Annotated in this window: 27 protein-coding genes and 1 pseudogene; 22 read left to right on the forward strand and 6 right to left on the reverse strand. The window is 39.5% G+C overall.

The window, feature by feature from the left end:
• The first annotated feature begins 106 nt into the window (after window positions 1-106).
• From DESOR_RS10690 to DESOR_RS10695, 4 genes and pseudogenes are all read left to right on the forward strand, one after another.
• Window positions 107-1,414, forward strand: coding sequence for a serpin family protein (locus DESOR_RS10690; RefSeq protein WP_014184614.1), 1,308 nt, complete (start codon window positions 107-109; stop codon window positions 1,412-1,414).
• On the forward strand, window positions 1,401-1,574 hold the full coding sequence (locus DESOR_RS29335) for a hypothetical protein (RefSeq protein WP_158309026.1): 174 nt from the start codon (window positions 1,401-1,403) through the stop codon (window positions 1,572-1,574). Before DESOR_RS10690 ends, DESOR_RS29335 begins: the two co-directional genes overlap by 14 nt.
• 247 nt (window positions 1,575-1,821) lie before the next feature.
• Window positions 1,822-2,048 (forward strand): annotated as a pseudogene (locus DESOR_RS30235) (hypothetical protein); the annotation flags it as partial.
• A 229-nt stretch (window positions 2,049-2,277) separates the two neighbouring features.
• Window positions 2,278-2,748, forward strand: coding sequence for a DUF4829 domain-containing protein (locus DESOR_RS10695; protein ID WP_014184615.1), 471 nt, complete (start codon window positions 2,278-2,280; stop codon window positions 2,746-2,748).
• 255 nt (window positions 2,749-3,003) lie between these two features.
• Here the strand turns inward: DESOR_RS10695 and DESOR_RS10700 are convergent, their stop codons facing one another.
• The 3 genes from DESOR_RS10700 to DESOR_RS10710 form a co-directional block, all read right to left on the reverse strand.
• Window positions 3,004-4,218, reverse strand: coding sequence for an IS110 family RNA-guided transposase (locus DESOR_RS10700; RefSeq protein WP_014183027.1), 1,215 nt, complete (start codon window positions 4,216-4,218; stop codon window positions 3,004-3,006).
• Between the two features lie 448 nt (window positions 4,219-4,666).
• A complete protein-coding gene (locus DESOR_RS10705) occupies window positions 4,667-4,978 on the reverse strand; it encodes a type II toxin-antitoxin system RelE/ParE family toxin (protein ID WP_014184616.1) in 312 nt (103 codons plus the stop codon).
• On the reverse strand, window positions 4,968-5,237 hold the full coding sequence (locus DESOR_RS10710; RefSeq protein WP_014184617.1) for a type II toxin-antitoxin system Phd/YefM family antitoxin: 270 nt from the start codon (window positions 5,235-5,237) through the stop codon (window positions 4,968-4,970). Before DESOR_RS10710 ends, DESOR_RS10705 begins: the two co-directional genes overlap by 11 nt.
• Before the next feature lie 275 nt (window positions 5,238-5,512).
• Here DESOR_RS10710 and DESOR_RS10715 point away from each other — a divergent pair, with 275 nt between their 5' ends.
• From DESOR_RS10715 to DESOR_RS10775, 12 genes are all read left to right on the forward strand, one after another.
• The gene (locus DESOR_RS10715) at window positions 5,513-5,839 is read left to right on the forward strand and encodes a hypothetical protein (protein WP_014184618.1); all 327 of its coding nucleotides are present in this window, start codon (window positions 5,513-5,515) and stop codon (window positions 5,837-5,839) included.
• Between the two features lie 88 nt (window positions 5,840-5,927).
• Entirely contained in the window at window positions 5,928-7,373 is a 1,446-nt protein-coding gene (locus tag DESOR_RS27355) for a hypothetical protein (RefSeq protein WP_014184619.1), read from the forward strand.
• A 286-nt stretch (window positions 7,374-7,659) separates the two neighbouring features.
• Window positions 7,660-8,220 carry a sigma-70 family RNA polymerase sigma factor gene (locus DESOR_RS10730; protein ID WP_014184620.1) on the forward strand — a complete coding sequence of 187 codons (561 nt, stop codon included), beginning with the start codon at window positions 7,660-7,662 and terminating at the stop codon, window positions 8,218-8,220.
• Window positions 8,220-9,626, forward strand: coding sequence for a DUF4179 domain-containing protein (locus DESOR_RS10735; protein WP_014184621.1), 1,407 nt, complete (start codon window positions 8,220-8,222; stop codon window positions 9,624-9,626). Before DESOR_RS10730 ends, DESOR_RS10735 begins: the two co-directional genes overlap by 1 nt.
• A gap of 205 nt (window positions 9,627-9,831) precedes the next feature.
• Window positions 9,832-10,230, forward strand: a complete 399-nt coding sequence (locus DESOR_RS10740) for a BlaI/MecI/CopY family transcriptional regulator (protein ID WP_014184622.1) — start codon at window positions 9,832-9,834, stop codon at window positions 10,228-10,230.
• A complete protein-coding gene (locus DESOR_RS10745) occupies window positions 10,214-11,992 on the forward strand; it encodes a M56 family metallopeptidase (protein WP_014184623.1) in 1,779 nt (592 codons plus the stop codon). Before DESOR_RS10740 ends, DESOR_RS10745 begins: the two co-directional genes overlap by 17 nt.
• A 231-nt stretch (window positions 11,993-12,223) precedes the next feature.
• Window positions 12,224-12,535, forward strand: coding sequence for a hypothetical protein (locus tag DESOR_RS10750; protein ID WP_148265261.1), 312 nt, complete (start codon window positions 12,224-12,226; stop codon window positions 12,533-12,535).
• The gene (locus DESOR_RS10755) at window positions 12,513-12,764 is read left to right on the forward strand and encodes a hypothetical protein (protein WP_014184625.1); all 252 of its coding nucleotides are present in this window, start codon (window positions 12,513-12,515) and stop codon (window positions 12,762-12,764) included. The genes DESOR_RS10750 and DESOR_RS10755 overlap by 23 nt, the downstream gene beginning before the upstream one ends.
• Window positions 12,765-13,165: 401 nt before the next feature.
• Window positions 13,166-14,044 (forward strand): site-specific tyrosine recombinase/integron integrase, encoded by an 879-nt coding sequence (gene xerA / locus DESOR_RS10760; RefSeq protein WP_014184626.1) that lies wholly within the window; start codon window positions 13,166-13,168, stop codon window positions 14,042-14,044.
• Between the two features lie 195 nt (window positions 14,045-14,239).
• Entirely contained in the window at window positions 14,240-15,079 is an 840-nt protein-coding gene (locus DESOR_RS10765) for a tyrosine-type recombinase/integrase (protein ID WP_014184627.1), read from the forward strand.
• Window positions 15,072-16,250, forward strand: coding sequence for an IS91 family transposase (locus tag DESOR_RS10770; RefSeq protein ID WP_014184628.1), 1,179 nt, complete (start codon window positions 15,072-15,074; stop codon window positions 16,248-16,250). Before DESOR_RS10765 ends, DESOR_RS10770 begins: the two co-directional genes overlap by 8 nt.
• 345 nt (window positions 16,251-16,595) lie before the next feature.
• Window positions 16,596-17,189, forward strand: a complete 594-nt coding sequence (locus DESOR_RS10775; RefSeq protein WP_148265262.1) for a DUF5673 domain-containing protein — start codon at window positions 16,596-16,598, stop codon at window positions 17,187-17,189.
• Window positions 17,190-17,347: 158 nt separating this feature from the next.
• On the opposite strand, the gene DESOR_RS10780 is transcribed toward DESOR_RS10775, so the two are convergent.
• The gene (locus DESOR_RS10780) at window positions 17,348-18,562 is read right to left on the reverse strand and encodes an IS110 family RNA-guided transposase (protein WP_014183027.1); all 1,215 of its coding nucleotides are present in this window, start codon (window positions 18,560-18,562) and stop codon (window positions 17,348-17,350) included.
• A 435-nt stretch (window positions 18,563-18,997) separates the two neighbouring features.
• Between DESOR_RS10780 and DESOR_RS10785 the strand changes: the two genes are divergently transcribed.
• From DESOR_RS10785 to DESOR_RS10795, 3 genes are all read left to right on the forward strand, one after another.
• Window positions 18,998-19,465: a hypothetical protein gene (locus DESOR_RS10785; protein ID WP_014184630.1), complete on the forward strand. Its 468-nt coding sequence runs from the start codon at window positions 18,998-19,000 to the stop codon at window positions 19,463-19,465.
• 328 nt (window positions 19,466-19,793) lie between these two features.
• Window positions 19,794-20,183 (forward strand): hypothetical protein, encoded by a 390-nt coding sequence (locus tag DESOR_RS10790; protein ID WP_014184631.1) that lies wholly within the window; start codon window positions 19,794-19,796, stop codon window positions 20,181-20,183.
• A 144-nt stretch (window positions 20,184-20,327) separates the two neighbouring features.
• Window positions 20,328-21,227, forward strand: a complete 900-nt coding sequence (locus tag DESOR_RS10795) for a PhzF family phenazine biosynthesis protein (RefSeq protein ID WP_014184633.1) — start codon at window positions 20,328-20,330, stop codon at window positions 21,225-21,227.
• 242 nt (window positions 21,228-21,469) lie between these two features.
• Here DESOR_RS10795 and DESOR_RS10800 read toward each other — a convergent pair whose 3' ends face one another.
• Window positions 21,470-21,835: a hypothetical protein gene (locus DESOR_RS10800; protein ID WP_014184634.1), complete on the reverse strand. Its 366-nt coding sequence runs from the start codon at window positions 21,833-21,835 to the stop codon at window positions 21,470-21,472.
• A 10-nt stretch (window positions 21,836-21,845) separates the two neighbouring features.
• Window positions 21,846-22,049, reverse strand: coding sequence for a hypothetical protein (locus DESOR_RS10805; protein ID WP_014184635.1), 204 nt, complete (start codon window positions 22,047-22,049; stop codon window positions 21,846-21,848).
• Window positions 22,050-22,328: 279 nt separating this feature from the next.
• Here DESOR_RS10805 and DESOR_RS10810 point away from each other — a divergent pair, with 279 nt between their 5' ends.
• The 3 genes from DESOR_RS10810 to DESOR_RS10820 all read left to right on the forward strand — a co-directional run bounded on the left by DESOR_RS10810 (window position 22,329) and on the right by DESOR_RS10820 (window position 23,677).
• Window positions 22,329-22,595, forward strand: coding sequence for a hypothetical protein (locus tag DESOR_RS10810; RefSeq protein WP_014184636.1), 267 nt, complete (start codon window positions 22,329-22,331; stop codon window positions 22,593-22,595).
• A gap of 38 nt (window positions 22,596-22,633) precedes the next feature.
• Entirely contained in the window at window positions 22,634-22,963 is a 330-nt protein-coding gene (locus DESOR_RS10815) for a hypothetical protein (protein ID WP_042331083.1), read from the forward strand.
• A gap of 243 nt (window positions 22,964-23,206) precedes the next feature.
• Window positions 23,207-23,677 (forward strand): hypothetical protein, encoded by a 471-nt coding sequence (locus DESOR_RS10820; protein WP_158309027.1) that lies wholly within the window; start codon window positions 23,207-23,209, stop codon window positions 23,675-23,677.
• The last annotated feature ends 6 nt before the right edge of the window (window positions 23,678-23,683 follow it).

A 23,683-nucleotide genomic window follows, 5' to 3' on the forward strand; every position in this document is an offset into this window, starting at 1 on the left:
TTCTCGAATTGCCCAAAAGCCTCCGTCAGAGAAGCTTCTAAATTATCGTCATACATCTTAGAAAAACTATTCTATATAGAAATTAAAGGCTATAGGGGATGATCGAATGAAGAAAAGGTTTAGTTTCCTGCTTTGCATCGCCCTGACTTTGGGGTTGTTGGCCGGATGCTCAGTTCAGCCCTCTCAGACCGTTCAATCAGATCAGAACAGTATCGTTCAGAACAATGACATTGAAAAAAATGATACTGAAAATGTTAATCAAAATACTATTCAAAACAATTCCGTTGAGAGTACGAAAATCAGTCAGGACGTTATCAACGCTAATAACCGTTTTGCGTTCAATATCTTTAAGCAGTTAGACAAAGAAGACGGAAAGCAGAATATTTTTATCTCGCCCTTCAGCATATCCACCGCTTTAACAATGACTTACCAGGGAGCAGCTGCGTCAACGAAGGAGGCTATGGCCAAAACCTTAGGATATATCGGAATCGATGAGGCGAAACTCAATGATAGCTACAAGAATCTAATCCCTTATTTAAACAGGTTGGATGCTAAGGTTCAGCTCAATATCAGCAATTCCCTCTGGGTGAGGGAAGGAGAAAACATCAAACAAGATTTCTTGCAGGCAAACCGGGATTTTTTTAACGACTCTGTCCGGTCACTTGACTTTAACCAAGAAAATGCCCCGGATCAAATCAATCAGTGGATATCCGAGGCTACCAATAAAAAGATTGACAAGATGATTAGTTCCCCAATACCCTCGGATGTCATCATGTACCTGATTAATGCCATCTATTTCAAAGGGGATTGGGCCAAACAATTTGATCCTCATAATACCTTCAAGACTCAATTTGAAGCAGGAAACGGCAATACCGACCAAGTCATGATGATGAAAAGAACCGGAACCGTTGAATACGGACAGGGAAATGGGTTTCAAGCTGTCCGTCTCCCGTACGGAAGCGGGAAAATGGCCATGTACTGTATTCTACCGGAGAAAGATGTATCGATTAATGATTTTATCGCAACCCTGGATCCTGACCGGTGGCAGGCTATCCAAGACAGCATTGCCAAGAGGGATGAGGTACATTTGCAGTTGCCGCGTTTCAAATTAGAGTATGGAATCAAGAATTTAACCGGCAGCCTGACCGCTTTGGGAATGGGGGAAGCTTTTACAGGTAAAGCCGATTTTTCCGGTATCGGCGCTAATATTTTCATCAGTAGAGTGCTGCATAAAGCGATCATCGAGGTCAATGAAGAAGGCAGTGAAGCTGCAGCGTCGACGGTTGTGGAAATGAAGCAGGCGCTTATGGCTAACCCTTTGACCTTTAGTGCCGACCGACCATTCGTATTTATCATTGCGGATGATGAAACAGGAACGATTTTATTCATGGGCAAATTGTATGGGATCAAGTAGTGACGTAATCTTTTCGTTCCTGGGTACTGCTCTTTTTATCATGACGATATGCGTCTTGATATTTACCATAATCAAGTTCCAGGTCGGTATGGTTGGTCCTGGTTTAGTCAGCGAGAAACCTGCTATGGATATAGCTAAAAAGAATTGTCAGAAAATCTAAAGTGCTTCGTATGAGAACCTCTTGCAAACCACCGTTTTTGAAAATTCGGCTATTTGAGTCTTACTTCAGTGCCTGCTGGAGGATTTGAAAAGTAGGGTGGAGAGGATGGAAATACTCCCTGACTGACGGTCAACAATTGCTCAGTCTAATTTCAAATTCGGATTCGTATCCGAATTTCAGGACAAGCCCGGCCGGCTCCATGGAACAAAATGGTTTGTTTTTGAACAATTAGACCAGGAAGGTATTTAGCAATACAGAATTAAGTGTAAAAGAAAAGGAACAAAGTGCTTACTCTGCAGGAAGCGGACAGTTAAAACGAAAAGTTATTACCAGAAATTCTATATCCGAACCTTTGCCGCCAGAGGCCAAAAAGGCTTTGTCAACGCCAGATAAAGTGGCCCACAACAACTGCCGAATGTTGATTTAAGTACTCCAATTATAATTACAAAAATGCCTTATCCTGAAAAACAATAAGTTTTATTTCACTTGATCGTTTTGGATCTTTAGCAAAATAACAAAATGTGAGTTAAAGAAACTTAGCGCGGAAAAGGAATTTGTTGTATTTCTTCTAAGTAACAAGATATTACGTTATTGTAGGTGGGGTATAAAGATTAAATTAACATCTGAGAGGGATTTAAATAAATCTAAAATCAATTGGCATTGGACAAGATTCTATGTGTTAGTTTAGAAATGAGGGTTCAACATGAAAAAAATTTTAGTAATCCTTGGACTTATAAGTTTATTTGTTTTTACTTTGATGAGATTTGGTTTTGAAAGCGTTCCTATCTACACTAATAATTCATTACAACCTAAACAAGTAATAGAAAACTACTTTAAATTCTACAATGAGAAAAATAGGCAGGGTTTGTCAACCACATTAACTAAATGGCATGACCAATCTAATGTGGATTTTGGTTTGGATAATCTAATATTTATAAAGCTTGTGAGTATTGGAAATAACGATATGACCACAGTTAATGCTTATTTGGGGTGTGGTCATGGGTCAGTAAACGGAGTTAACCCGAGCAATGTTGTGGCGTACAAAGTCACTTATGTATCTTTATATAGCAAATGGGCTTCACCATGGCCAAGTGGAATCCAAACTGAAAGTTTAACTTTGATTAGAGAAAGTGATAATGCACCGTGGTTAATTGATGACATGGGTCAAGGTTAGGGATAAGTACATTATGTCGCATTCTTCTTAGTTTGTGTCTTAGTGTCATTGCTGGTGAAATTTAAGGCATCGCCGTCCATGGCACTGTCAGAGTCTGGCGGCACGACACGCCGTAGAAACCAGCTAATTGTTGTCAAGAAAAAGTTTCTTTAAAAAGTTTATCCAGAAAGAAGCGTATAGCAAAGCTAACCTACCAAATAGTAAGCACAAAAACGGTCTGTAGATAAAAGGTATCCATAAGTTCACATAGAATAGTTATTTTGGATCAGAAAATGGCTGCTGAGAAGCTAAAATACCGAAAATTATCCTAAGTAATTTGTTAGAAGTAGCAATGATTGCGACTTTAGAAGGCTTGCCTTCGTTTATTTTTCGAAGGTAAAAACTTCTAAGGATCATATTTAGAGGGCCACTGGCTCTATTACTAATTCCAGCTACAGTGGCTTGATAGATTGCCTTTCTAAGATAAGGTGACCCTCTCTTGGAAATCTTGTTATGACTCGATTTGAACTTTCCCGATTCGAAGACAGAGGGGTCAATGCCTGCAAAAGCGACCAACTGTTTAGAACTCGGGAATCTCTTAATATCACCAATCTCAGCGAGAATGGTGGTGGCTGTAGCCTCTCCTACGCCAGGAATTGAACAAAGGAGAGGGTAATCAAGGGAAAAGTTTGCCCAGTAGACCATTTGAGCCCGTATATCTGTCAGAATACTTTGTTGGGATCTGAGGAGATCCATGTACATCCTTAAAACCCGTAAGTTTGACTGTTGGGCGCGGTTAAAAGGCAGACTTTCCTTGGCAGCCGATATCAGTGCATCCGTTTTCAACTCGTACCAGCTCTTCGCCATCTTTGCTGGCTTAAGACAATTAATAATCTGGTCCCTACTAGCCGATAGAATAGCATTGGGAGAAGGAAAAGAAGAAAGGACTCTCAAAGCAGTAGGACTACATAAATGAGCAAATACTGACTCAAACTTAGGAAACAGAAGGTCTAAAACGGAACGAAACCGGAGTTGAGTCTCAATATATAGAGTGTTGAACCCATCATACTGGCGGCAAAGATTCTGCAACTCCGAGATGTAATCCATATGAGGTTTGGCCTCGGTAAATTGATTCAGGTAGTAAACCTGAGCAATACGATTCGCATCAATCGGGTCAGTCTTAACTTTACGAACGGATTTCTTTTTCTCAGCGTGAGTCTGAAGAGGATTTAAAACGACCACCTTGAACCCAGCATCTTGAAAGAAAGCGGCAATAGGCTTGGAGTAGTTGCCAGTAGCCTCCATAACCACATGAGGACGTTGACCCATCTCCAATTCTAACTTGCTGAGTCGATCGACTAATAGAGATAAATCGTTGGGTGAATGAGAGAACGAAAAGGGTTTGGAATCTAAAACTTGATAACGTTTAAAGACAGCAGCCACACTTTTGGACTTGGAAACATCAATACTCAAGACTGGAACATCAAACATGAAAAACCTCCTCTTTATCTGGGTCCATCTTTAAACATCAATCCTTAGGTTCGCGTTGTGATACGGGCTCGAAGCCCAACCAGCTCAATCGAGGTAAAGGTGTCAAAGAGGGCCTGAACAGTTTATGCGACGGGATCTAGGTCCCAACAGAGTGTACGTTCTAACCCAGTTTTCTTAAGTATAAAGGAATACAAAAGAAAAAAGATCCATACCCAGATTGAACTGGTTATGAACCTATAATACGAACAGGGTGTTCCCGTAACTTAGTAAATATGGATATAGTATGACGCTACGGGAACACCCAGAACGTTAGTGCGCCAAGCAAAGCTTGGTACTTCTTGCAAGGTGAAAGCCCTTGTTGGGCAAGGTCTAGCCACGCCGGGATTCTGTGCGGGGTGCGCCGGGTAACCGGCGCGTCTACCGTGACTCTGACATCTGTCTTTTGGAGTTAGGTTAAAAAGTCATATTTTCTTTTTCCGTGTAAAATTCTCCGGATTTCAACAACCTCTTCTCCATCAAGAACAACATAGAACACTAAATAGTTAGCCACTATCAGCATTCTATAATTGAGAAGGATAAGTCTTTGGTCCTTAGGAGCACTTCCCATATACGGAAAATAGGACAATTCAGATATAGCCTTATCTATTTCATTCAATAAAGTTAGAGCGGCGGTCGGGTTGTCAATTTGGATATATTCTAGGATTTCAGTTAGATCTTTTTCAGCAATGGGTAGATACTCAATTCGAAACTTATTGCTCATTGACCTGATTCCTCAATTTACTCATAAGTTCTTTATGAGAGATTCGTGGCATACCTGCAGCACTTTGTACTTCAGCTTCACCTAGTTTTTGATAGAGATCCAGTAATGCCTGTTGTTTTTCATAAAGAGCCATGCTCATCACAACTAGGTCGCCTTGACCATTCTTTGTAATAAAAACGGGTTCGCTCTCCTTATGACAAATTTCGGATATCTCGTTAAAGTTATTTCTTAAATCAGAAATTGGTTTTATTACAGGCATAGATAACACCGTCCTATCATTATTGTTGGTAATATTATATCATAATTGTGATAGATAGATGCAAGCGACAGACGTCAGATAATAAAACACGGATAAGTGATCCGTTTGAATAGACAAGAGGAAAAATGTGGGATATCTTTCATCGAGCATATAATCTTAGATGGATACGTTTCAGAAGTTGTGTCCTTGAAAGACAGAAGTGCTTTTATGACAAAAGTTTAACTGCTTTATTTAGAATAATGTTGGCTCGAAACTAGATATTGGAGGTGTAGAAATTGGGTGGAATAATAATAGCTACAGTTGTTGTATTGTTTTGTGCTATTGTTTTTATTGGAATAGGAATATTTGCTTTAAACAAGAAATCACCTATGCATTTCTGGTCTGGAACGGAGGTTAAGGCAGCAGAAATATCAAATGTAAGGGCATATAACAGAGCAAATGGGATTATGTGGATAGTATATGGCTCTGCATATGTATTAGCAGCAATGCTGGGATTAGTTTTCCGGAATGCTATAGGAGTAGCAATTATTATTAATTGCACTTTGGGATTAATTATATTGATCATCGCTTATCGACATATTTATAGGAAATACAAAATATAGAAGGGCATTTTTGCACCTAGGTTAAGAAGAGTTTAATTATTGCAGTTGTTCGCTATTTGTTTGATTTTTAATTAAAGGAATGATTTAGATGAAATGTAAAATTATAAGTATATTTCTTTTGGTTCTATTAAGCATTACAACTACTGCTTGTTCCAATTCTTCAGACAGCAAAATAGAAAGTTCAAAGACCCAAGCCCTATCTGGAAACAATCTGAATCCAGCAATGGAAGCATATAAGACAGTATTACAAAACAATACTGAATTTTACAGCACAGATAGTAAGAAAAAGGTATATTTGAATGATTTTTTAACGAATGAAGAGCTTTTTGGAATTCAATTTAAAGTAACGAACTTTACCGTGCTTGATGTGGATGGTGATAAAATACCAGAAGTTGTTCTTGAACTAAAGGAGAATGATTTTTATGAGGTTTTACATTATATGAATGGGGAGGTTTATGGATATATTCGGTCGTACAGACAATTAGAAAATATTAAAATTGATGGGACATTTGGCTGGTCAAATAGTGCGTTTAATAACGGAATTGGCCAATTAAAATTCAAACCCGATGCCTGTGAAACTGAAAATTTAGGCTATTATGATGCAAATAAAACAGATCAATACTTCATTGATAACAAGCCTGTTACAGAGGAAACATATAACTCTTTCCTCAAAGAGGAAGATGAAAAAAAGGATGCTGTTTGGTTTGAATTCACTCAAAATAACCTTGAAACAGCGCTCTCTGCTTCATCAACTCAAGCCAGAACAACTGCTGAAACGACTATTCCAATTACTTCAGACAATAAAACGGTTGAAGAAAATTCGAATATCGGTGACAACGTAGATACCGGCAAAAATCAATTTGAAAAAGGGTACTATGATTACAAGGGCACTATAAATAACAACATACACATCCAAATGAGTATCTACCCTTCAGGTCAAGATATAGTTGGAAGTTATTTTTATGAGAAGGAGAAAAAGGAAATTAATCTTAAAGGGAAAGCTGGGAACAATGAAATAGTTCTTTATGAATACGATTTTCAAGGCAAAAATACAGGCATCTTCCGGGGCACTATGAACACCCTTGATAGAATTCAAGGCACTTGGGCTAGTCCGGACGGCAAAAAGACTTATCCCTTTGCCTTAGACCTTGCCAGCAATCTTCCTGAAGTTGAATACGGGAAACGGTATGGAGTACCCGAAGGAGACCAAGCTGTAGAGGATTTTGTAACGCAAATCCAAAGTTATGTAATTAATAACAACAAAGAGGAACTAGCTGAACAAATTGCGTATCCGATAAATATAAAGGTAAATGGGAAAGTTGCGGGAATACAAACCAAGGATGATTTTATTTCGAAATATGACCAAATCATTAATGCGAATTTCAAACAAGTAATTAGTAATACTGTTACAAAATATTTGTTTGCTAATTATCAAGGAATCATGTTTGGTAACGGTAAGTACAATCTTTGGATTAGTGAAGTGGTTACTACTGGAGTTCCCTCAAAACTGATGATTATCTCTATAAATAACTGATAAATCATTCAGTGAAACAGGAAAGATATAAGGCAAAAGGACTCCCATCCATGGTCGTTCTGAATTAAGGGGCATGGTCCGTTGGATTTGAAGCCACGAAATAAATATAGCCCCTTTCTTTGCCGCCATATGAATGGCGGCTTATTAATTTTTTCCGTCACCATCTACACTCAGAAATCGGAGGAGTTCAGGCGGAAAATATATAATATTTATGTCAGAAAATCTAAGGCACTTCGTATTAACTGGTGAGAGCTTCTTAAAGAATGGATGAAGGTGGAGGGAAGATGTGGAGATCAATGATACCAATTTTGTGGCTCAATTGAAAAAGAAAAACAGAAGGGCACTGGAATTTGCCATTGAAGCCTATGGGAACCTGGTTTACAGTATTGTGCGCAAAGTACTTCAGGCTGGCTTCGGCAACTCTTATGTTGAAGAATGTCTGAATGATGTTTTTTTATCCGTTTGGAACAACATGGCAAGTTTTGACGAGACCAAAGGCGATTTCCAAAGCTGGCTTGCTGCCGTCTCCAAATATAAGGCCATTGATTATCAGAGGAAGCTAAGTAAACGGGATTCTGTAGAATGGACTACCGACAGGGAATTATCTGCTGAGCTTACCCCGGAAAATATTCTGGTATCTAAAGAAAACAGGAAGGAGCTTTTGGCGGCTATTCGGGAGATGAATGACCAGGACAGGGAGATATTCATCCGGCGTTACTTTCTTGGTGAAGATATCAAAAATATTGCCAGGACATTTTCTGTGGACAGGAATGTCGTCGATCAAAGGCTTTCCAGGGGCCGGAAGTTTTTAAAGCAAAAACTGGTCGCGAAGGGAGAGAGGCTCTGATGAATCACCGGAATTTAAAGCTGGAAGAAAAGGATATCTATCGGCTGTTGAATGAAGTCAGGTTTGATCAAAGCGAATGGGAGCCAGTGACTGATGAGATGCCGGAAATTCTTAAAGATAAGATCAGGAAAAATGTGTTGAAAGAAGTCAGGAACAAAAACTATCTGAAGAGCGTAAAAAGAAGTTTAATTGCTGCAGCTGTATTGCTTATTATATTGATAGGAGCCGGGACGGTGTCTCCGGCCTTAGCTAGGAATATACCGGTTCTTCATTCGATATTTGAGATATTCAATGATAAATTCGGAACCTGCCAAGAATATATTCCTTATTCCCAGCTGGTGGACAAGAGCGTCACCGATAACGGCATAACTCTGACCATCAATGAAGCTTTGGCTGATGATTCCACCCTGATTTTAGGGTATACCATCAAAAGTGACAGCCGAAATGAGAATTTGAAGCTGGCTGAAACCAATATCATGCTAGGAGGGCTACTAATTAATGGCAGTCCGCCTGAAGGAGGCGGCATTACCGGAGATTATCTTGACGAGACAACCTATGTTGGCGTTGCCAGAATAACTTATCATTCTCCGTCGGCTTCGGATTTAGTGAAAATTGATTTAAATATTGACCAGTTTATGGGTGTGAAAGGTCATTGGGATTTTTCCTTCACGGTATCTAAAACTGAACTGGTCCAGAAGACCAGGGTATTTAAGACCAACAATCAGGTGGATTTGCCGGAAGGCCTGGTGACGGTAGATAAGATAGTACTTACACCGATTGACAGTACGATTTATTTCAGCGGAAACTACAAAGACCAAAACGCCGCAACAAAAGCCATGGATACCGTCGTTTATAGGTGGTTTGTTTTTGATGACCAGGGAATAGAGCTCTCCTCGGGAGGCGGCACTTTCGGTGGCAATGAGGCTCCTTACGGTAAGGATTTCCAGGGGACAGCAAAATTCCAGGCAGTTAAAACCATTCCCCGCTCTCTTACGATCGTTCCCTGCAGGTTTCCGGTTATCAGCGGCGATAGTGCAGACACAGAGAAGCCTCCCGAAAGCCTCCAATCAATTGATGGCAATTATCCGCTGGAGCTTTCTCAAGGGAAGATGGGGAAGTTAATCATTAAAGATATCACCACAGAGAAGGGAGAAACGGTGGTCCGTTATACGGCTGAGGGCAAAGCGCCTTATTTTCAGGGAACTAACTTGTATCTAAAAAATACCGCCGGGGAATATATCCATCCTCAACGATATGATATCAGGAGGGATGAAAATCACCCGAATGACTTTACCATGGTATTTCCGGCCTTGGACTTAAGTCAAGGGTACAGTGTCAGTACATCTCAGTTTACCCATATGGATTTTATGGAGGATTTTAAGATTAAGATTGAACTTAAGAAATAACGGAAATTTTGTGACCGTAGGTGAGAACCTATTGCAAACACACCGTTTTTGTAAATTTGGCTATTTGAGCCTTGCTAAGCTAGATTAGTAAGATCCTTAAATAGCCAAATTTTAAACAGGAATGAGGGAAGGACTCTTGACAAAACCTACTACAAATGTAATATATAATTATGATCAACTACATTTGAAGTAGAAGGAGTTGCGTATGAAATATAAACGCCTGCCTGATAGCGAACTTGAAGTCATGATGGCCTTATGGACGGCGAAGGAAGACGTCACCCGTTCGTTTCTAGAGGAAAAGCTGAAGAATAAGGGATGGGCCGGCAACACCATCAATACCTATCTGTCCCGCTTGTTGGAAAAAGGCTTTTTGTCTTGCGAACGGAGAGGAAAGACCAATTATTATACCCCCCTTGTCGGGGAAGAAGAGTACCTGGAGTTTGAAAGCAAAACCATGCTGAGTAAGCTGTACGGAAGTTCGTTGAAAAATTTTGTGGTTTCTCTGTGCCGCCGTGATTCTCTCACTCCTGCGGAAATCGACGAGCTTCAGTGCCTGCTGGATGATTTGAAAAGGAGGGATGGAAAGGATGGAAATACTCCCTGAACTGACGGCCAACATTTTAGAGATCACCTTTGGGGTTTCCTTTGCCCTGATCTTTTTATTCCTGCTCGGTCCTGTACTGAATCGCCGCTACATTGCCAAGTGGCGTTATTGGGTCTGGCTGATTTTAGCCGTCAGGCTGTTGGTCCCCATCAATCCCAGCTTACCGGCGGCTCCTGTGCAAATTCAAATGCCTGGGGAAGTCACTCAATTCAGCCCGGTTTCCGTGCAATCAGGGGAGACTCATCCCCAGGCAGCCGGCCCCGCTTCTCTTAGTGTCGCCCCCCTAACCCCTGAGGACAGGGAAAATAACAAGGTGATGGGGTTAAAACTGCTCTCCGGTCTTTGGGCGACGGGTATGGTACTGTTCCTTCTCTGGCAGCTTGCTGCCTATGGTCGTTTCCGCCGCTTTATCCGCCGTTGGAGCAGGCCTGTCACTTCATCTAATGCCTATGACATGATGGCTAAACTCAAAGAAGAATTGAAGATCACCTCCGCTGTTCAGCTTATAGTCTGCCCCCCCATCAACAGCCCCCTCTTAACCGGGGTTTTCCGGCCGCTGATCGTGCTTCCTCATGAGGAGTATACCGAAAGTGATTGGTTTTTTATCCTCAAACATGAGCTCATTCACCACAAGCGGCACGATATTCCCTATAAACTTTTGATCCTGGCAGCCAACATGGTCCATTGGTTTAATCCGCTGGTCTGGCTGATGGTACGCCGGTCCAACAAAGACCTTGAAATTTCCTGTGACGACGCTATAATCGCCGGTCTGAACTGGGAAGAGCGAGGGTGTTACAGTGATACCATGATGGCGGCTATCATTAAAAAGTCCCCAAAGGCTCCGGCCTTATCCACTCATTTTTTGCCCGGCACCAAGGCCATCAAAGAGCGGTTTGTGAACATTTTCGATATCCGCAAGAAACAGAAAGGACTCCTGGCGCTCTTCATCCTGACGATTTGCCTGGCAGCAGCAGGCACGCTGGTAGGATGTAAGGCCGGAAATAAGCCGGACATAAAGGTTACGGTCCTGCTGCAAGACCTGACAGACGAGGACTACCTGCGTGTCGGGACCGGTGAGATTTATAACCCAACCATTCAGGATTTTAAGAAGTTAACTATAAGACTGGACACACATGGGGTCCCAAACCGCAGCATCAGTTTTCCGACCTCCCGGGATCTCCAAGACTTGTTTACCTCCGATGTCTACTGGTTCGGCCGTTCAGAATCCATGGACCCTAAAGTGGAGGATGTATACTATTTGCTGGAATCAACCTTATACACCCGAAACGTCACGCCCCAGGAAATCCGCGAAAAATTAAAGAATCTGGAGATTGATATTTCCAATACGGATCAGCAAGGGAAAACGTTGGAGAGCACTTATAACCTGGCCGATTATTTTCAGGTTAAAGGCAAAATCAGCGGCCTGAATCAAGCAGGAAGGAAGCAAAAAGAGGAGTTAGAGAGCCTGATTGGAAGGGAATTCCCGGAAACTGTCTCCAGAAAACAGGGGGTGCTGATATCGTCAAAACTTATCCCGCAATCCGTCATTCCCCAGGACGACCTGCTCTTGGCTTTAATCATGAATGAAGGGAAAATGGGGCAGTCTGGTATCAGTTTGTTGGTTCTGGACCATGATCTAAACTTGATCGGCAAATGCGACGGAGAGATTCCTTTAAGTCCTGGCTATTCAGTACAAACCTTCCGGTCCGAGGGTTATAACCATTACTTTCGGCTGCACGGATCAAAGCAAATGGCTTGCTGATTCCGATACTGTTGTTCCCGTAGATATTCAAAAGGCTAAGGCGGTCTATGACAATGGGAGTGAGGATTTGTCCCCGGTACAGAATAACAGCTATATCTGCTGGGTCAAAGGAAACCCCAAGCTGGCGGGATTATATTTTTACAATGATAAAGATGTGCTCCAGGTCCTGTACTGCCCGACCTGAAAGAAGCCTTGCCCGAGGCGGATACCTTTAAGAAATGGTCGAAGCGCTTGAAAATTTCAGGGGTCATGGCGTTGGCCCTCATCCTTCTCGGGGCTGGGATTGGCGTTTTAAGCTTTGAAGCCGGCAGTGTGGTGAAAAAAGATAACTTAACGGTTAAAGATGTTGCTCAAACCCTGAAACAGGCGGGGTTGTCTCTGAACTCCGCTTCCGGTGTGAATCCTGAGGAGTATAAAATGGGGCAGGTGGAGCCGGGGATTTATCAGGTCAAAGAGCTGAACGGGGTGCTTTTAAATATAGGAAAGGCTGTCTTTTACAAACTGAACGGAGGGGAACAGATTGTACCAAGGGGAAGGGGATAACTGGAAAGGGAAAGTGATCATTAATTACTATAACCAGTTTTGGACCGATGATAAGGGGGTTAACCGTTATGACGGCGGGGCCCATAAACAAACGGTGCTGGAGTATAAAGGAGATCCCACTACGATTCATGGTAATTTCAGTTCATTTGGTTCAACATATTCAAGGATATCGTCCTGTTGGCAATACTGGAAAATAGCCGCTCCACATGGGGCTAAGGACAATTCTTAGTTAGAGCTAGTTATTCCGGTTAAAATGGCTCAATTCCTGAAAGGAAAAATAATCTAATTATTACAAATAATAAAGGAATTGAGATGTTTATGTTGAATTCCTACTCGTTACTCTTCTATGGAGAAAGGGGAAGATACTACTTGCCTATTTTGATCCAAAATATAGGTGATTCAGAGCTTCGGATCGTTTTAATGGCCCCTTTTCACAAGAGGATTTAAGTAAGATAAAAACAATCAAGGGAAGACGCTGGAATCCGGCGGAAAGATATTGGTGTGTACCATATTCGGAAGAAACACTAGGTATTTAAGGTAGTTTCGCTCAAATCTACCAACTTTGAAAGAGTTAGTAATCCTCCTTCTTCTAGTAAAACTCCATTAGATTTTTTACATAAAAATGATTCTTTGGATTTTATTTCTGACAGAACAAGTGAAGTTCTGCTTAAGACTCATAAGGAACTTGCCCTTCGCGGTTATAGTGAGAATACGATTACAGCCTATTTGGGACAAATCCAACGATTTCAAATTTTTTCTAATAAAGATTTAGTCGATTCCACGAATGAAGACGTCAGAGACTTCTTGTATTATTTATTAAAAGAGAAAGGCAAGTCCCATGGGTATGTTAACCAAACTCTAAGCGCACTGAAATTTTTACTAACAAAGATTCTACATGTTAAAGAAGGAGTGAATCAATTACCGAGGCCTAAAAAGGAGCATAAGTTACCAGATGTTCTAAGTCAGAATGAGGTGCTTCAAATTTTGAACCCAGTTAGAAATTTAAAGCACAGGACACTCTTAGTTTTGACTTATTCTGCAGGTTTAAGGGTAAGTGAAGTTGTAAATTTAAAGATTAGCGATATTGATTATACTAGGATGTTAATACATGTAAGACAAGGGAAAGGAAAGAAAGATCGTTATACAGTTTTGTCCACAGGGGCAATTGGGGTATTGCGTGATTACATGACATCTTATCATGTGATTGATTGGATGTTTCCAGGCGAAAATCCAAATAATCATATTACTGAACGAACCGTACAAAGAGTATTTGAAAATGCACGGGATAAGGCTGGAATTAGGAAAAATGTTTCGGTTCATTCTTTGAGGCATTCTTTTGCAACGCATCTTTTGGAAAGTGGAACTGATTTGCGATATATCCAAGAATTATTAGGCCATTTGAATTCGAAGACTACTGAAATCTATACACATGTGACTGAAAAAGATATCCAAAGGATTAGAAGCCCCTTTGATTGGATTAGCTTGAACGGTAATAATCAGGGAAAATAAAGGGGATATATACGACACATGTCGCAAATCCCATATGACATTAAGGGATTTGCGACATGTGTCGTGAAATAGACGTTGAACTAAACCGCTACGCGGTAGCTCTTTAATAGGAGTTTTTTTAGTTTATGGGAACAATCTTGTCTACAGTTATCTCCTGCAGGTAAGAATAGCCAAAACCTGTAAAGGAGATTAATTATGAGTCAGTTAAGAAATCAAATGAAATCGGACCTGGAGCTAAAGGGTTATAGTCCAAAGACCGTAAGGTCTTACATTAAGCAAGTCGAAGGATTTGCCAGTTACTTTGAGAAATCTCCCGATAAGCTGGGTGAAGATCAAATAAAGAAGTATCTTCACCATTTAATTACTCTAAAGAGAAGTGATTCCTATATTAATTGCGCCTATAGTGCGTTGAAATTTCTATACCAAGTTACGTTAAAAAGGAATTGGAATAGCATAAGAATTCCACGAACCAAGAATCGTAAACGACTTCCTGAAGTGCTCGATACTTCAGAGATTAAAGCCCTATTGAATGCGACATTGAATCTAAAACATCGTGTCATTTTGATGACGACCTATGCAGCAGGACTAAGAGTAAGTGAAACAGCTTATTTGAGAGTCGAAGACATTGATAGCAGACGAATGCAAATCAGGGTGCAACAAGGCAAAGGAAATAAGGATCGGTACACTATTTTATCTGAGACTAACCTTACACTCTTAAGAAGGTACTGGGAGGAATATAGACCTAATACTTGGCTTTTTCCTGGCAGTATGCCAAATAAAGCGATTACAACCCGTACCATTCAGAGGGTTTTTGAGAATAACAAAACGAAAGCGGGTATTACCAAAAATGTTACCGTTCACTCTTTAAGACACAGCTTCGCTACACATTTGTTGGAAGCCGGTACGGATATCTATTATATCCAAAGGCTAATGGGGCATAGTTCGCCTAAGACAACGTCGGTCTATATTCACCTTAAACAAGAGAACCTGCTTAAGATAAAAAGTCCGCTGGATTGTTGGGACTCAAATGACTGAGGTAGCAAATATCTTTAGAGAATTTGGGCCAGGGTATCGGCATGCTCATAAGTTGACCCGACATATGCATAAAGTCATGAATGCTATTGAGCGCTGCCGAACCTCTGCCTTAGGTGGTCATGTTGATGAATGTACCAATTGCGGACACAAAAGAATTTCATATAACTCATGTCGAAATAGACATTGTCCAAAATGTCAGGGAATGGCAAGGGAAAAGTGGCTGTTAAACCGGGAAAAAGATTTACTGCCTGTTGGATATTTTCACTTAGTCTTTACTATACCGAATGATTTAAATGTTTTGGCCCTACAGAATCAGAAGATACTTTACAATCTCCTCTTTAAAGCATCTTCAGAAGCACTAATAGAGCTCGGAAGGGAGCGAAAGTATTTAGGAGCAGAAATTGGTCATATATCCATACTGCATACTTGGGGTCAAAACCTTATGGATCATCCGCATATTCATTCAATAGTACCTGCTGGCGGACTGGCTTTAGACGGGAAACGATGGATACACGCACGAAAGAATTTTCTTATTCCGATCAGGGTGATCTCTCGTGTTTATCGGGGGAAGTTTATGGCTTATTTTAAAGAAGCCTGTCGAAAAGGGCGGATTCAATTTGAAGGACAACTAAAAAGACTTACTAATTCTAATGAACTCAAGAGTTTGATTGACTGCTTGTACAAAAAAGAATGGGTAGTTTACTGTAAAGAGCCATTTGATAACCCTATGAAGGTCATGGAGTATTTAGGGCGGTATACTCATAGAGTAGCAATATCCAATGATCGGATTGTAAAAGTTGAGAACACTAAAGTAAGCTTTAAGTGGAAAGATTATGCCGACCAGAGTAAAAACAAAGTCATGAGTATAAATGGAGAAGAATTTATTCGTCGGTTTTTACTCCACGTGCTACCTCTGAACTTTGTAAAGATTAGGCATTATGGAATCCTCAGCAATCGAAGTAGGAAAATAAAGCTAAAGAAGTGCCAAGATATCTTAGAAGTTAATAGAGATAGCCTAGAAACGAAGGCGTTATCGTGGAAAGAGTTGCTTCTCAAAGTCAAAGGTATAGATATCGAAATATGCCCCATTTGTTGTCAAGGGAAAATGACTAGAAAAGAACGAATAACACCAAGGGCATATTCACCGCCAAAAGACTTTATTGTAGCGTAAACTTGACAAGAACTTGGGATAATTCTGTCCTTTTTTAAAGGATGCTTTGTTAAAAACAGGAAATGGGTTATAAGATGGCGAAGTAATTCAATAAACTCTTCCAAATAAAGTATCTTGATAAGATTTGAGGCAAAAAGAAGAGTAAGCTGTCAATTTTCATAGGGATTGGTATATTTGAATTCCCATAGAATACTGTGGCGGCATCGTTCAACGAAATTGTATCTGAAATTGAGTATGAGGGGAGGCTATGGAATCAAGGATATCTTGCTCAACTTCAGATACAATTCTATGACGTTATATGTCATTCGCAAATCGGAGTTGTTTAATACTGAATCTGAATTGGTTATGAGAAAAGAAGAGGAGTTGTGTATGTGGACATTCTTCATTGCCTTATTAACTTACTTAACATCTAGTGCGATCATTATAGCTCTGCATATTGGAGGTTTAATAACACTTAAAGTTGCTGTAATTGGACATATACTTGTAGTTACATTAATCTTAATAGTCATGATTTCTATTGTTGAGAGGTCCAAAAGATCATTAGGTAGTACTGTTTTAAAATTAAAGAGTACCTCGGTTGTAGTTAAGGTTATCTTTACATGTATTTCAATTTTCTTCTTTCTCGCAGAATACAAATTAATTCCGCCATCAATAAACTTTTTGCCATGGAGTGCTGGTCTGATCATGTTTGCGTTATATTTAATATGGTTCTCGGGAAGGTACATTATGGATAATGGATTGGTATATGATGGAACGATTTTAAGGTGGGAAGATATCGATAGTTATGAATGGAAGCAGGGTTCAAGTGCTACAACTATACTATTTGTCAGGAGGAAAGATAAGGGGATATTGTATAAATTGCGGATGAGGATTCACAAAGAGCAAAAATCAACACTAGACAGAATTCTTGAGCAAAAAATATGTAAACAGCAAAATTAAAAAGCTGCGAACAACATATAAACCAGCTAATTGTTGTCAAGAAAAAGTTTCTTTAAAAAGTTTATCCAGAAAGAAGCGTATAGCAAAGCTAACCTACCAAATAGTAAGCACAAAAACGGTCTGTAAATAAAAGGTATCCATAAGTTCACATAGAATAGTTATTTTGGATCAGAAAATGGCTGCTGAGAAGCTAAAATACCGAAAATTATCCTAAGTAATTTGTTAGAAGTAGCAATGATTGCGACTTTAGAAGGCTTGCCTTCGTTTATTTTTCGAAGGTAAAAACTTCTAAGGATCATATTTAGAGGGCCACTGGCTCTATTACTAATTCCAGCTACAGTGGCTTGATAGATTGCCTTTCTAAGATAAGGTGACCCTCTCTTGGAAATCTTGTTATGACTCGATTTGAACTTTCCCGATTCGAAGACAGAGGGGTCAATGCCTGCAAAAGCGACCAACTGTTTAGAACTCGGGAATCTCTTAATATCACCAATCTCAGCGAGAATGGTGGTGGCTGTAGCCTCTCCTACGCCAGGAATTGAACAAAGGAGAGGGTAATCAAGGGAAAAGTTTGCCCAGTAGACCATTTGAGCCCGTATATCTGTCAGAATACTTTGTTGGGATCTGAGGAGATCCATGTACATCCTTAAAACCCGTAAGTTTGACTGTTGGGCGCGGTTAAAAGGCAGACTTTCCTTGGCAGCCGATATCAGTGCATCCGTTTTCAACTCGTACCAGCTCTTCGCCATCTTTGCTGGCTTAAGACAATTAATAATCTGGTCCCTACTAGCCGATAGAATAGCATTGGGAGAAGGAAAAGAAGAAAGGACTCTCAAAGCAGTAGGACTACATAAATGAGCAAATACTGACTCAAACTTAGGAAACAGAAGGTCTAAAACGGAACGAAACCGGAGTTGAGTCTCAATATATAGAGTGTTGAACCCATCATACTGGCGGCAAAGATTCTGCAACTCCGAGATGTAATCCATATGAGGTTTGGCCTCGGTAAATTGATTCAGGTAGTAAACCTGAGCAATACGATTCGCATCAATCGGGTCAGTCTTAACTTTACGAACGGATTTCTTTTTCTCAGCGTGAGTCTGAAGAGGATTTAAAACGACCACCTTGAACCCAGCATCTTGAAAGAAAGCGGCAATAGGCTTGGAGTAGTTGCCAGTAGCCTCCATAACCACATGAGGACGTTGACCCATCTCCAATTCTAACTTGCTGAGTCGATCGACTAATAGAGATAAATCGTTGGGTGAATGAGAGAACGAAAAGGGTTTGGAATCTAAAACTTGATAACGTTTAAAGACAGCAGCCACACTTTTGGACTTGGAAACATCAATACTCAAGACTGGAACATCAAACATGAAAAACCTCCTCTTTATCTGGGTCCATCTTTAAACATCAATCCTTAGGTTCGCGTTGTGATACGGGCTCGAAGCCCAACCAGCTCAATCAAGGTAAAGGTGTCAAAGAGGGCCTGAACAGTTTATGCGACGGGATCTAGGTCCCAACAGAGTGTACGTTCTAACCCAGTTTTCTTAAGTATAAAGGAATACAAAAGAAAAAAGATCCATACCCAGATTGAACTGGTTATGAACCTATAATACGAACAGAGGGTTTGCAACATCGGAGAGAATATGAAGGTAGTAACCTGACGTCGCAAACCCTCGGAACGTTCTACGACATATCGTGCAAGGCCGCGCCATCCTTGGCGCGGGTGAAAAAGCTTTGTAGTATTACTTTGTGTTTATAAAATGATTAGAAACAAAAGATGATCCAATTTTGCGAGGTGATTATAGGTGAAAAAAGCATTTGTAGTTATAGCAGGGTTAATTTTATTATTAAGTTCAGTTATTTGCAGTAACAATGTCAAGCAAGATTTTTATGGTATATATGCTTTTGAGCAAGTTTGCTATTTATCACCTTTTTCATCTTCAACTGTTTGGTATTTGAACAAAAAAATGGTGGGAACGAAATATACCATTAAATCTGATTTGTTTAAAATAGAATCTAATAATATTTACAATCCGATTGAAATTAGTTCTCCGAAGTATGTGAAAGAAGAAATCTCAACAAATGTATCAAAATTAGCTGATATTGGTTCTTTTCTTGGCACAAAAGTGGAGTGTCAATATACCCTTGAAACGATTCATATGAGATTATATGTTTCTTCGGATTATTTGTGGATTGCTTCGTATGCTGATAATACAGATGATGGTTTGGAGATTATAATGTATATTTATAAATTGTCAAAAACCATTGAGTGATTATGAGTGATAAAAGAGTATAACAAGTATAATAATATCACTTATAATAATATCACTGAAATAAAAAGCTGGGACAGTATAAGGCAGCGCCGTCCATGGCGCTGTCTGAGTCACGGGGCACGATACGTCGTAGAACAGCGAATTTGCAAAATCTGAGAAGATATGAATGTTGTAACCAGACTTCGCAAATTCGCAAAACGTTCTACGACATATCGTGCAAAGGCCGCGCCGTCCATGGCGCGGAGCCGTATTTGGAGAGAAATATATTTGGAGTCTTTAGAGTTTTTCATATAGATGTAAACGTTATAATTTCTGGGGGTAAAGTCTATTGAAAAGAATGGTAATCAAGGTCTTGGCATTGATTTTTGTAATAGTAATAGTAACCTTCGTTGGTTTTAGATATGGGTGGCGGTTATTTGGATTTGATGCTTGCGACAATCCTAATTCCCTATTTACGGAAAATATAAAGATAGAAGAAAATTTGATAATCCTCAGTGGTGATACGTCTCAAAGTGCTCCTGCATTTGTTGGATATATATATGAAATACACGATGGCAATTTGTATGTCGGACTTAAATACAATTTGCTCTTTGGATTCTATGAAAGGTTAGGCCGATTTAATATTCGAATTAAGTGTGATACAAGTCAGATAAAAAAGATTTATTTCAAAAATGGAAATACCGAGAAACTGGTATGGGAAAAGATAAGGGATTCGTAAATGTCTATAATGATCATAGTTTATTAGAGCAGTTAAGTGACAATATCATTTTTGAAGTTACCAGTAAATGTTTAAGGCAGCGCCGTCCATGGCGCTGCTGAGTATGGGGGCACGATACGTCGTAGAACAGCCGGTTCCCGCCACTTGGAGGATGATGTATGTAGTCAGGGCGCGGCGGGAACCGGCGGGACGTTATGTGCAATACGGCTCCGGGTCAATCTTTTAAGAAAGGTTATGGTATTGTTGAGAATTTTTCAAGTTGATGCTTTCACTGATGAAGCATTTAAGGGAAACCCTGCAGGAGTATGTATATTAGATCAGATAAAATCTGATTCTTGGATGCAAAGCTTAGCAAATGAAATGAATTTATCTGAAACAGCTTTTCTATCTCGAAATAATGATGTTTTTGATTTACGTTGGTTTACACCAAAAACAGAGGTTACTCTTTGTGGGCATGCTACTTTGGCAAGTGCCCACATATTGTGGGAGGAAAGACTAATAGCTAGTGATAGAGAAGCGATTTTTCATACAAAAAGTGGGTTATTAAAAGCTACCAAAGGAATAGATTTATGGATTGAATTAGATTTCCCGGCTAGGTTTATTAAGAAGGCTGAAAACCAGGAAGTATTAAATATGGCTTTTAATATCACCCCAAATTATATTGGTCGATTCTCTACTCCAAATGGAGATTTATACTTAATAGAAGTTTCAGACGAAGAAGTTGTTAAAAGTATAAGTCCTAATTTTGAATTATTAAGTAACAGTGATGCGAAAGCAATTATAATAACAAGTATTTCAAATTCGAATGATTATGATTTTGTTTCGCGTTTTTTTGCTCCTGGAGTGGGAATAAATGAAGATCCAGTTACTGGCTCTGCTCATTGTTCCTTAGCACCTTATTGGAGCAAGAAGTTGGGTAAAAGAGAATTAATTGGTTTCCAAGCATCATCCCGTACTGGAATTATTAGATGCATATGGAATAACGAAAGAGTTGATCTAAAAGGCAAAGCAGTTACAGTGTTTAAAGGGGAATTGTTAATTTAGCATTTCTAATACTGGCCGTACTGCACATAACACGCCTTTCCCAAAACTTAGCATAGATGAATGCTTTATGACGCTTCGGGAACGGCTGAACGTTACCCGAAATGTCCTTACCCAAGTATTCTAATCCTGTCCATTTGGAACGTTTTGCATGTGGATATGAATGTCTGTTTTGTGAATGTGGGTATGAATGTTTCGGAAGGAACGGAGGGAATGAGAAAAGACCCCCTGTGCAGGGGATCTTACTAATTATCGTGAATATGTTCGATTTCACTCAACAAGATATCAAAATCTGTTATGTGTATTTTCCCAAGAATATCCTCTTTCTTAACCGAACCCATAAGTTCTTGTCTTGTAACGTGTATTAATTTAAAACCAAGACCCCACGAAGGTTTTGAAAACCCTGATCTTCGCCAATTAAAAATGGGTATTTTGAATTGATCGAAATATTTAGGAGGATCATTCGGAGGGACACTTGTAGTAGATACTAAGATGAAAAGGTCTTCGCCCTCTTGAATCATAATTATGGCGGGTCTTTTCTTGGATTCCTCTGGGATATCGTCGAACCCAACATCAAAATAAAAAACATCGCCTAAACTAAACCAATGCATTTGAAACCTCTTATTCACCCTCGTTTACAATATATCTGTGGTCTTTATTGTTTCTATCAAACAGAAATTTCCCATCTTTAATTGTCACTGGGCGAACAGAGATTTCCTTTAGTTTCTGTGATGACAGTGATGTTTTTCTATATCCCTGGTTTTTTACAGCACCGTTCATGTTCTCGTCCTCCTTGTTTGACAACTTCTCTTCCTCTTTGTCCATATCATATCACCTTCCAAATACTGTTTCAATACAATATGGCTAGTTTTGCCAACTTAGAAGGGGTTAGTCATATGGCTGTAGAATAATGTAAATTATTAGCATAAGCACCTGATTTTCTTGCATGTTTTTCTCACAAGCAGGACACTTCGGGTAACAGCGAATTTGCGGAAATTCTGAGATATATGAATGTAGTATGCAGAACTTCGCAAATTCACGAGACGTTATCTGAAACTGCTGGGTCATAATTTAAAGTATAAGTGTTTAAAGGGAGCGTGGGTTATGTCAAATTTCTTCAAGGCTTTAAAACGAGGGGCTAAGGTAGCAATGGAGTCATTTGGACCGAGTAGATACCGGGCTTCCGGTATTGTTGTTACCTGCCCTCATTGCAAAGAGGATGTTTTTGAACAAAGGGAGGCACAATTTAATACCTCTTTTGCTACCTTCCTTAATCTAGATTGGCTAAACAAATCGGCCGTTGTCTTAATTTGTGCTAAGTGCGGATTAGCACAGTGGTACAATAGCAAACCTCAAAGGATAGATGTTTGACACGCTTTCAATCTTATTTACCAGGGAAGGTGAGAATATTGGCTACCGGTGAAATTCATGATAGAGACAACTTATCACACATGAAGTTTTTCGGCAGGGGTATTAGTGAAGATGGCAGATTATGTAATGTAGAAGAACAATTAAAGGTCAGACAATTAATGAGTTCAGTTCGACCTGTCATAGATAAACAAAGTGAAGCAGAAAGAACCTCAAGCAGGATTGAGATTTACTTACTCGATGGAAATTACATTGAAATAACTGCAGTGGGAAATAGCCTTGTTCAGATAGTAGATCCTTTTAGTTACAAATATGTTGTTGAGCAGCCCGATATAAGGGATATACTAGACAAACTTTCCAATCCAGACTAAAAATTAAAAAGGCATGCATGAAGTTCTTTGCCGCAGCATCAGATAACACGGCATTCACGAAACTTGCCAAGATGAATGTAATATGACGCTTCGTGAATGCCCTGAACGTTATATGACAGAATGTGCAATATAATTATTTAAGCGAAGTTTTTAAGATTTAATTTTTGGAGTGGTTTAATTTTGGGTCTTATTAAAATCCTAAAGAATCCGTATATTATTCTAATATTCGTACTCATTTTATTTATGTTTACTGGTATAGCATTAAAAGCCTTGGAAATGACAATAAATAATTCGTTTAAAAAGAATCCGCATACAGAAATAATGCTATGGCAGTCACTAGGTTATTCAAGTAATCCCCAATTGTATTTTTTTGGAACGGAAATTCAACCTCGTTCTGATAAGATAATTGTAAACTATAAAATGGAAAATAAATCGGATAAAGTAATTAATATAAAAAATCTTATAGATGTTGGTGTTGTTAAAGCAGACGCTAATTCTATTGGTGATCCTGGAACTTTAATTTGGCGATGGTCACAGCATTATAAAGATATTGGAGATAAAACAATTGAATTATCAAAAGGAGACATATTTGAAAAGCAGATAGAAATTGACAGAAAAAATCTCGATATTGCATTTCAATACTACATAAATATTTATTATAATGATGAAATTGTCGCTCAATATAAAGTTATTGAGGGGATTTGTGACAAGTAAGATTAG

It is taken from the genome of Desulfosporosinus orientis DSM 765, from assembly GCF_000235605.1.
Lineage (GTDB): Bacteria > Bacillota > Desulfitobacteriia > Desulfitobacteriales > Desulfitobacteriaceae > Desulfosporosinus > Desulfosporosinus orientis.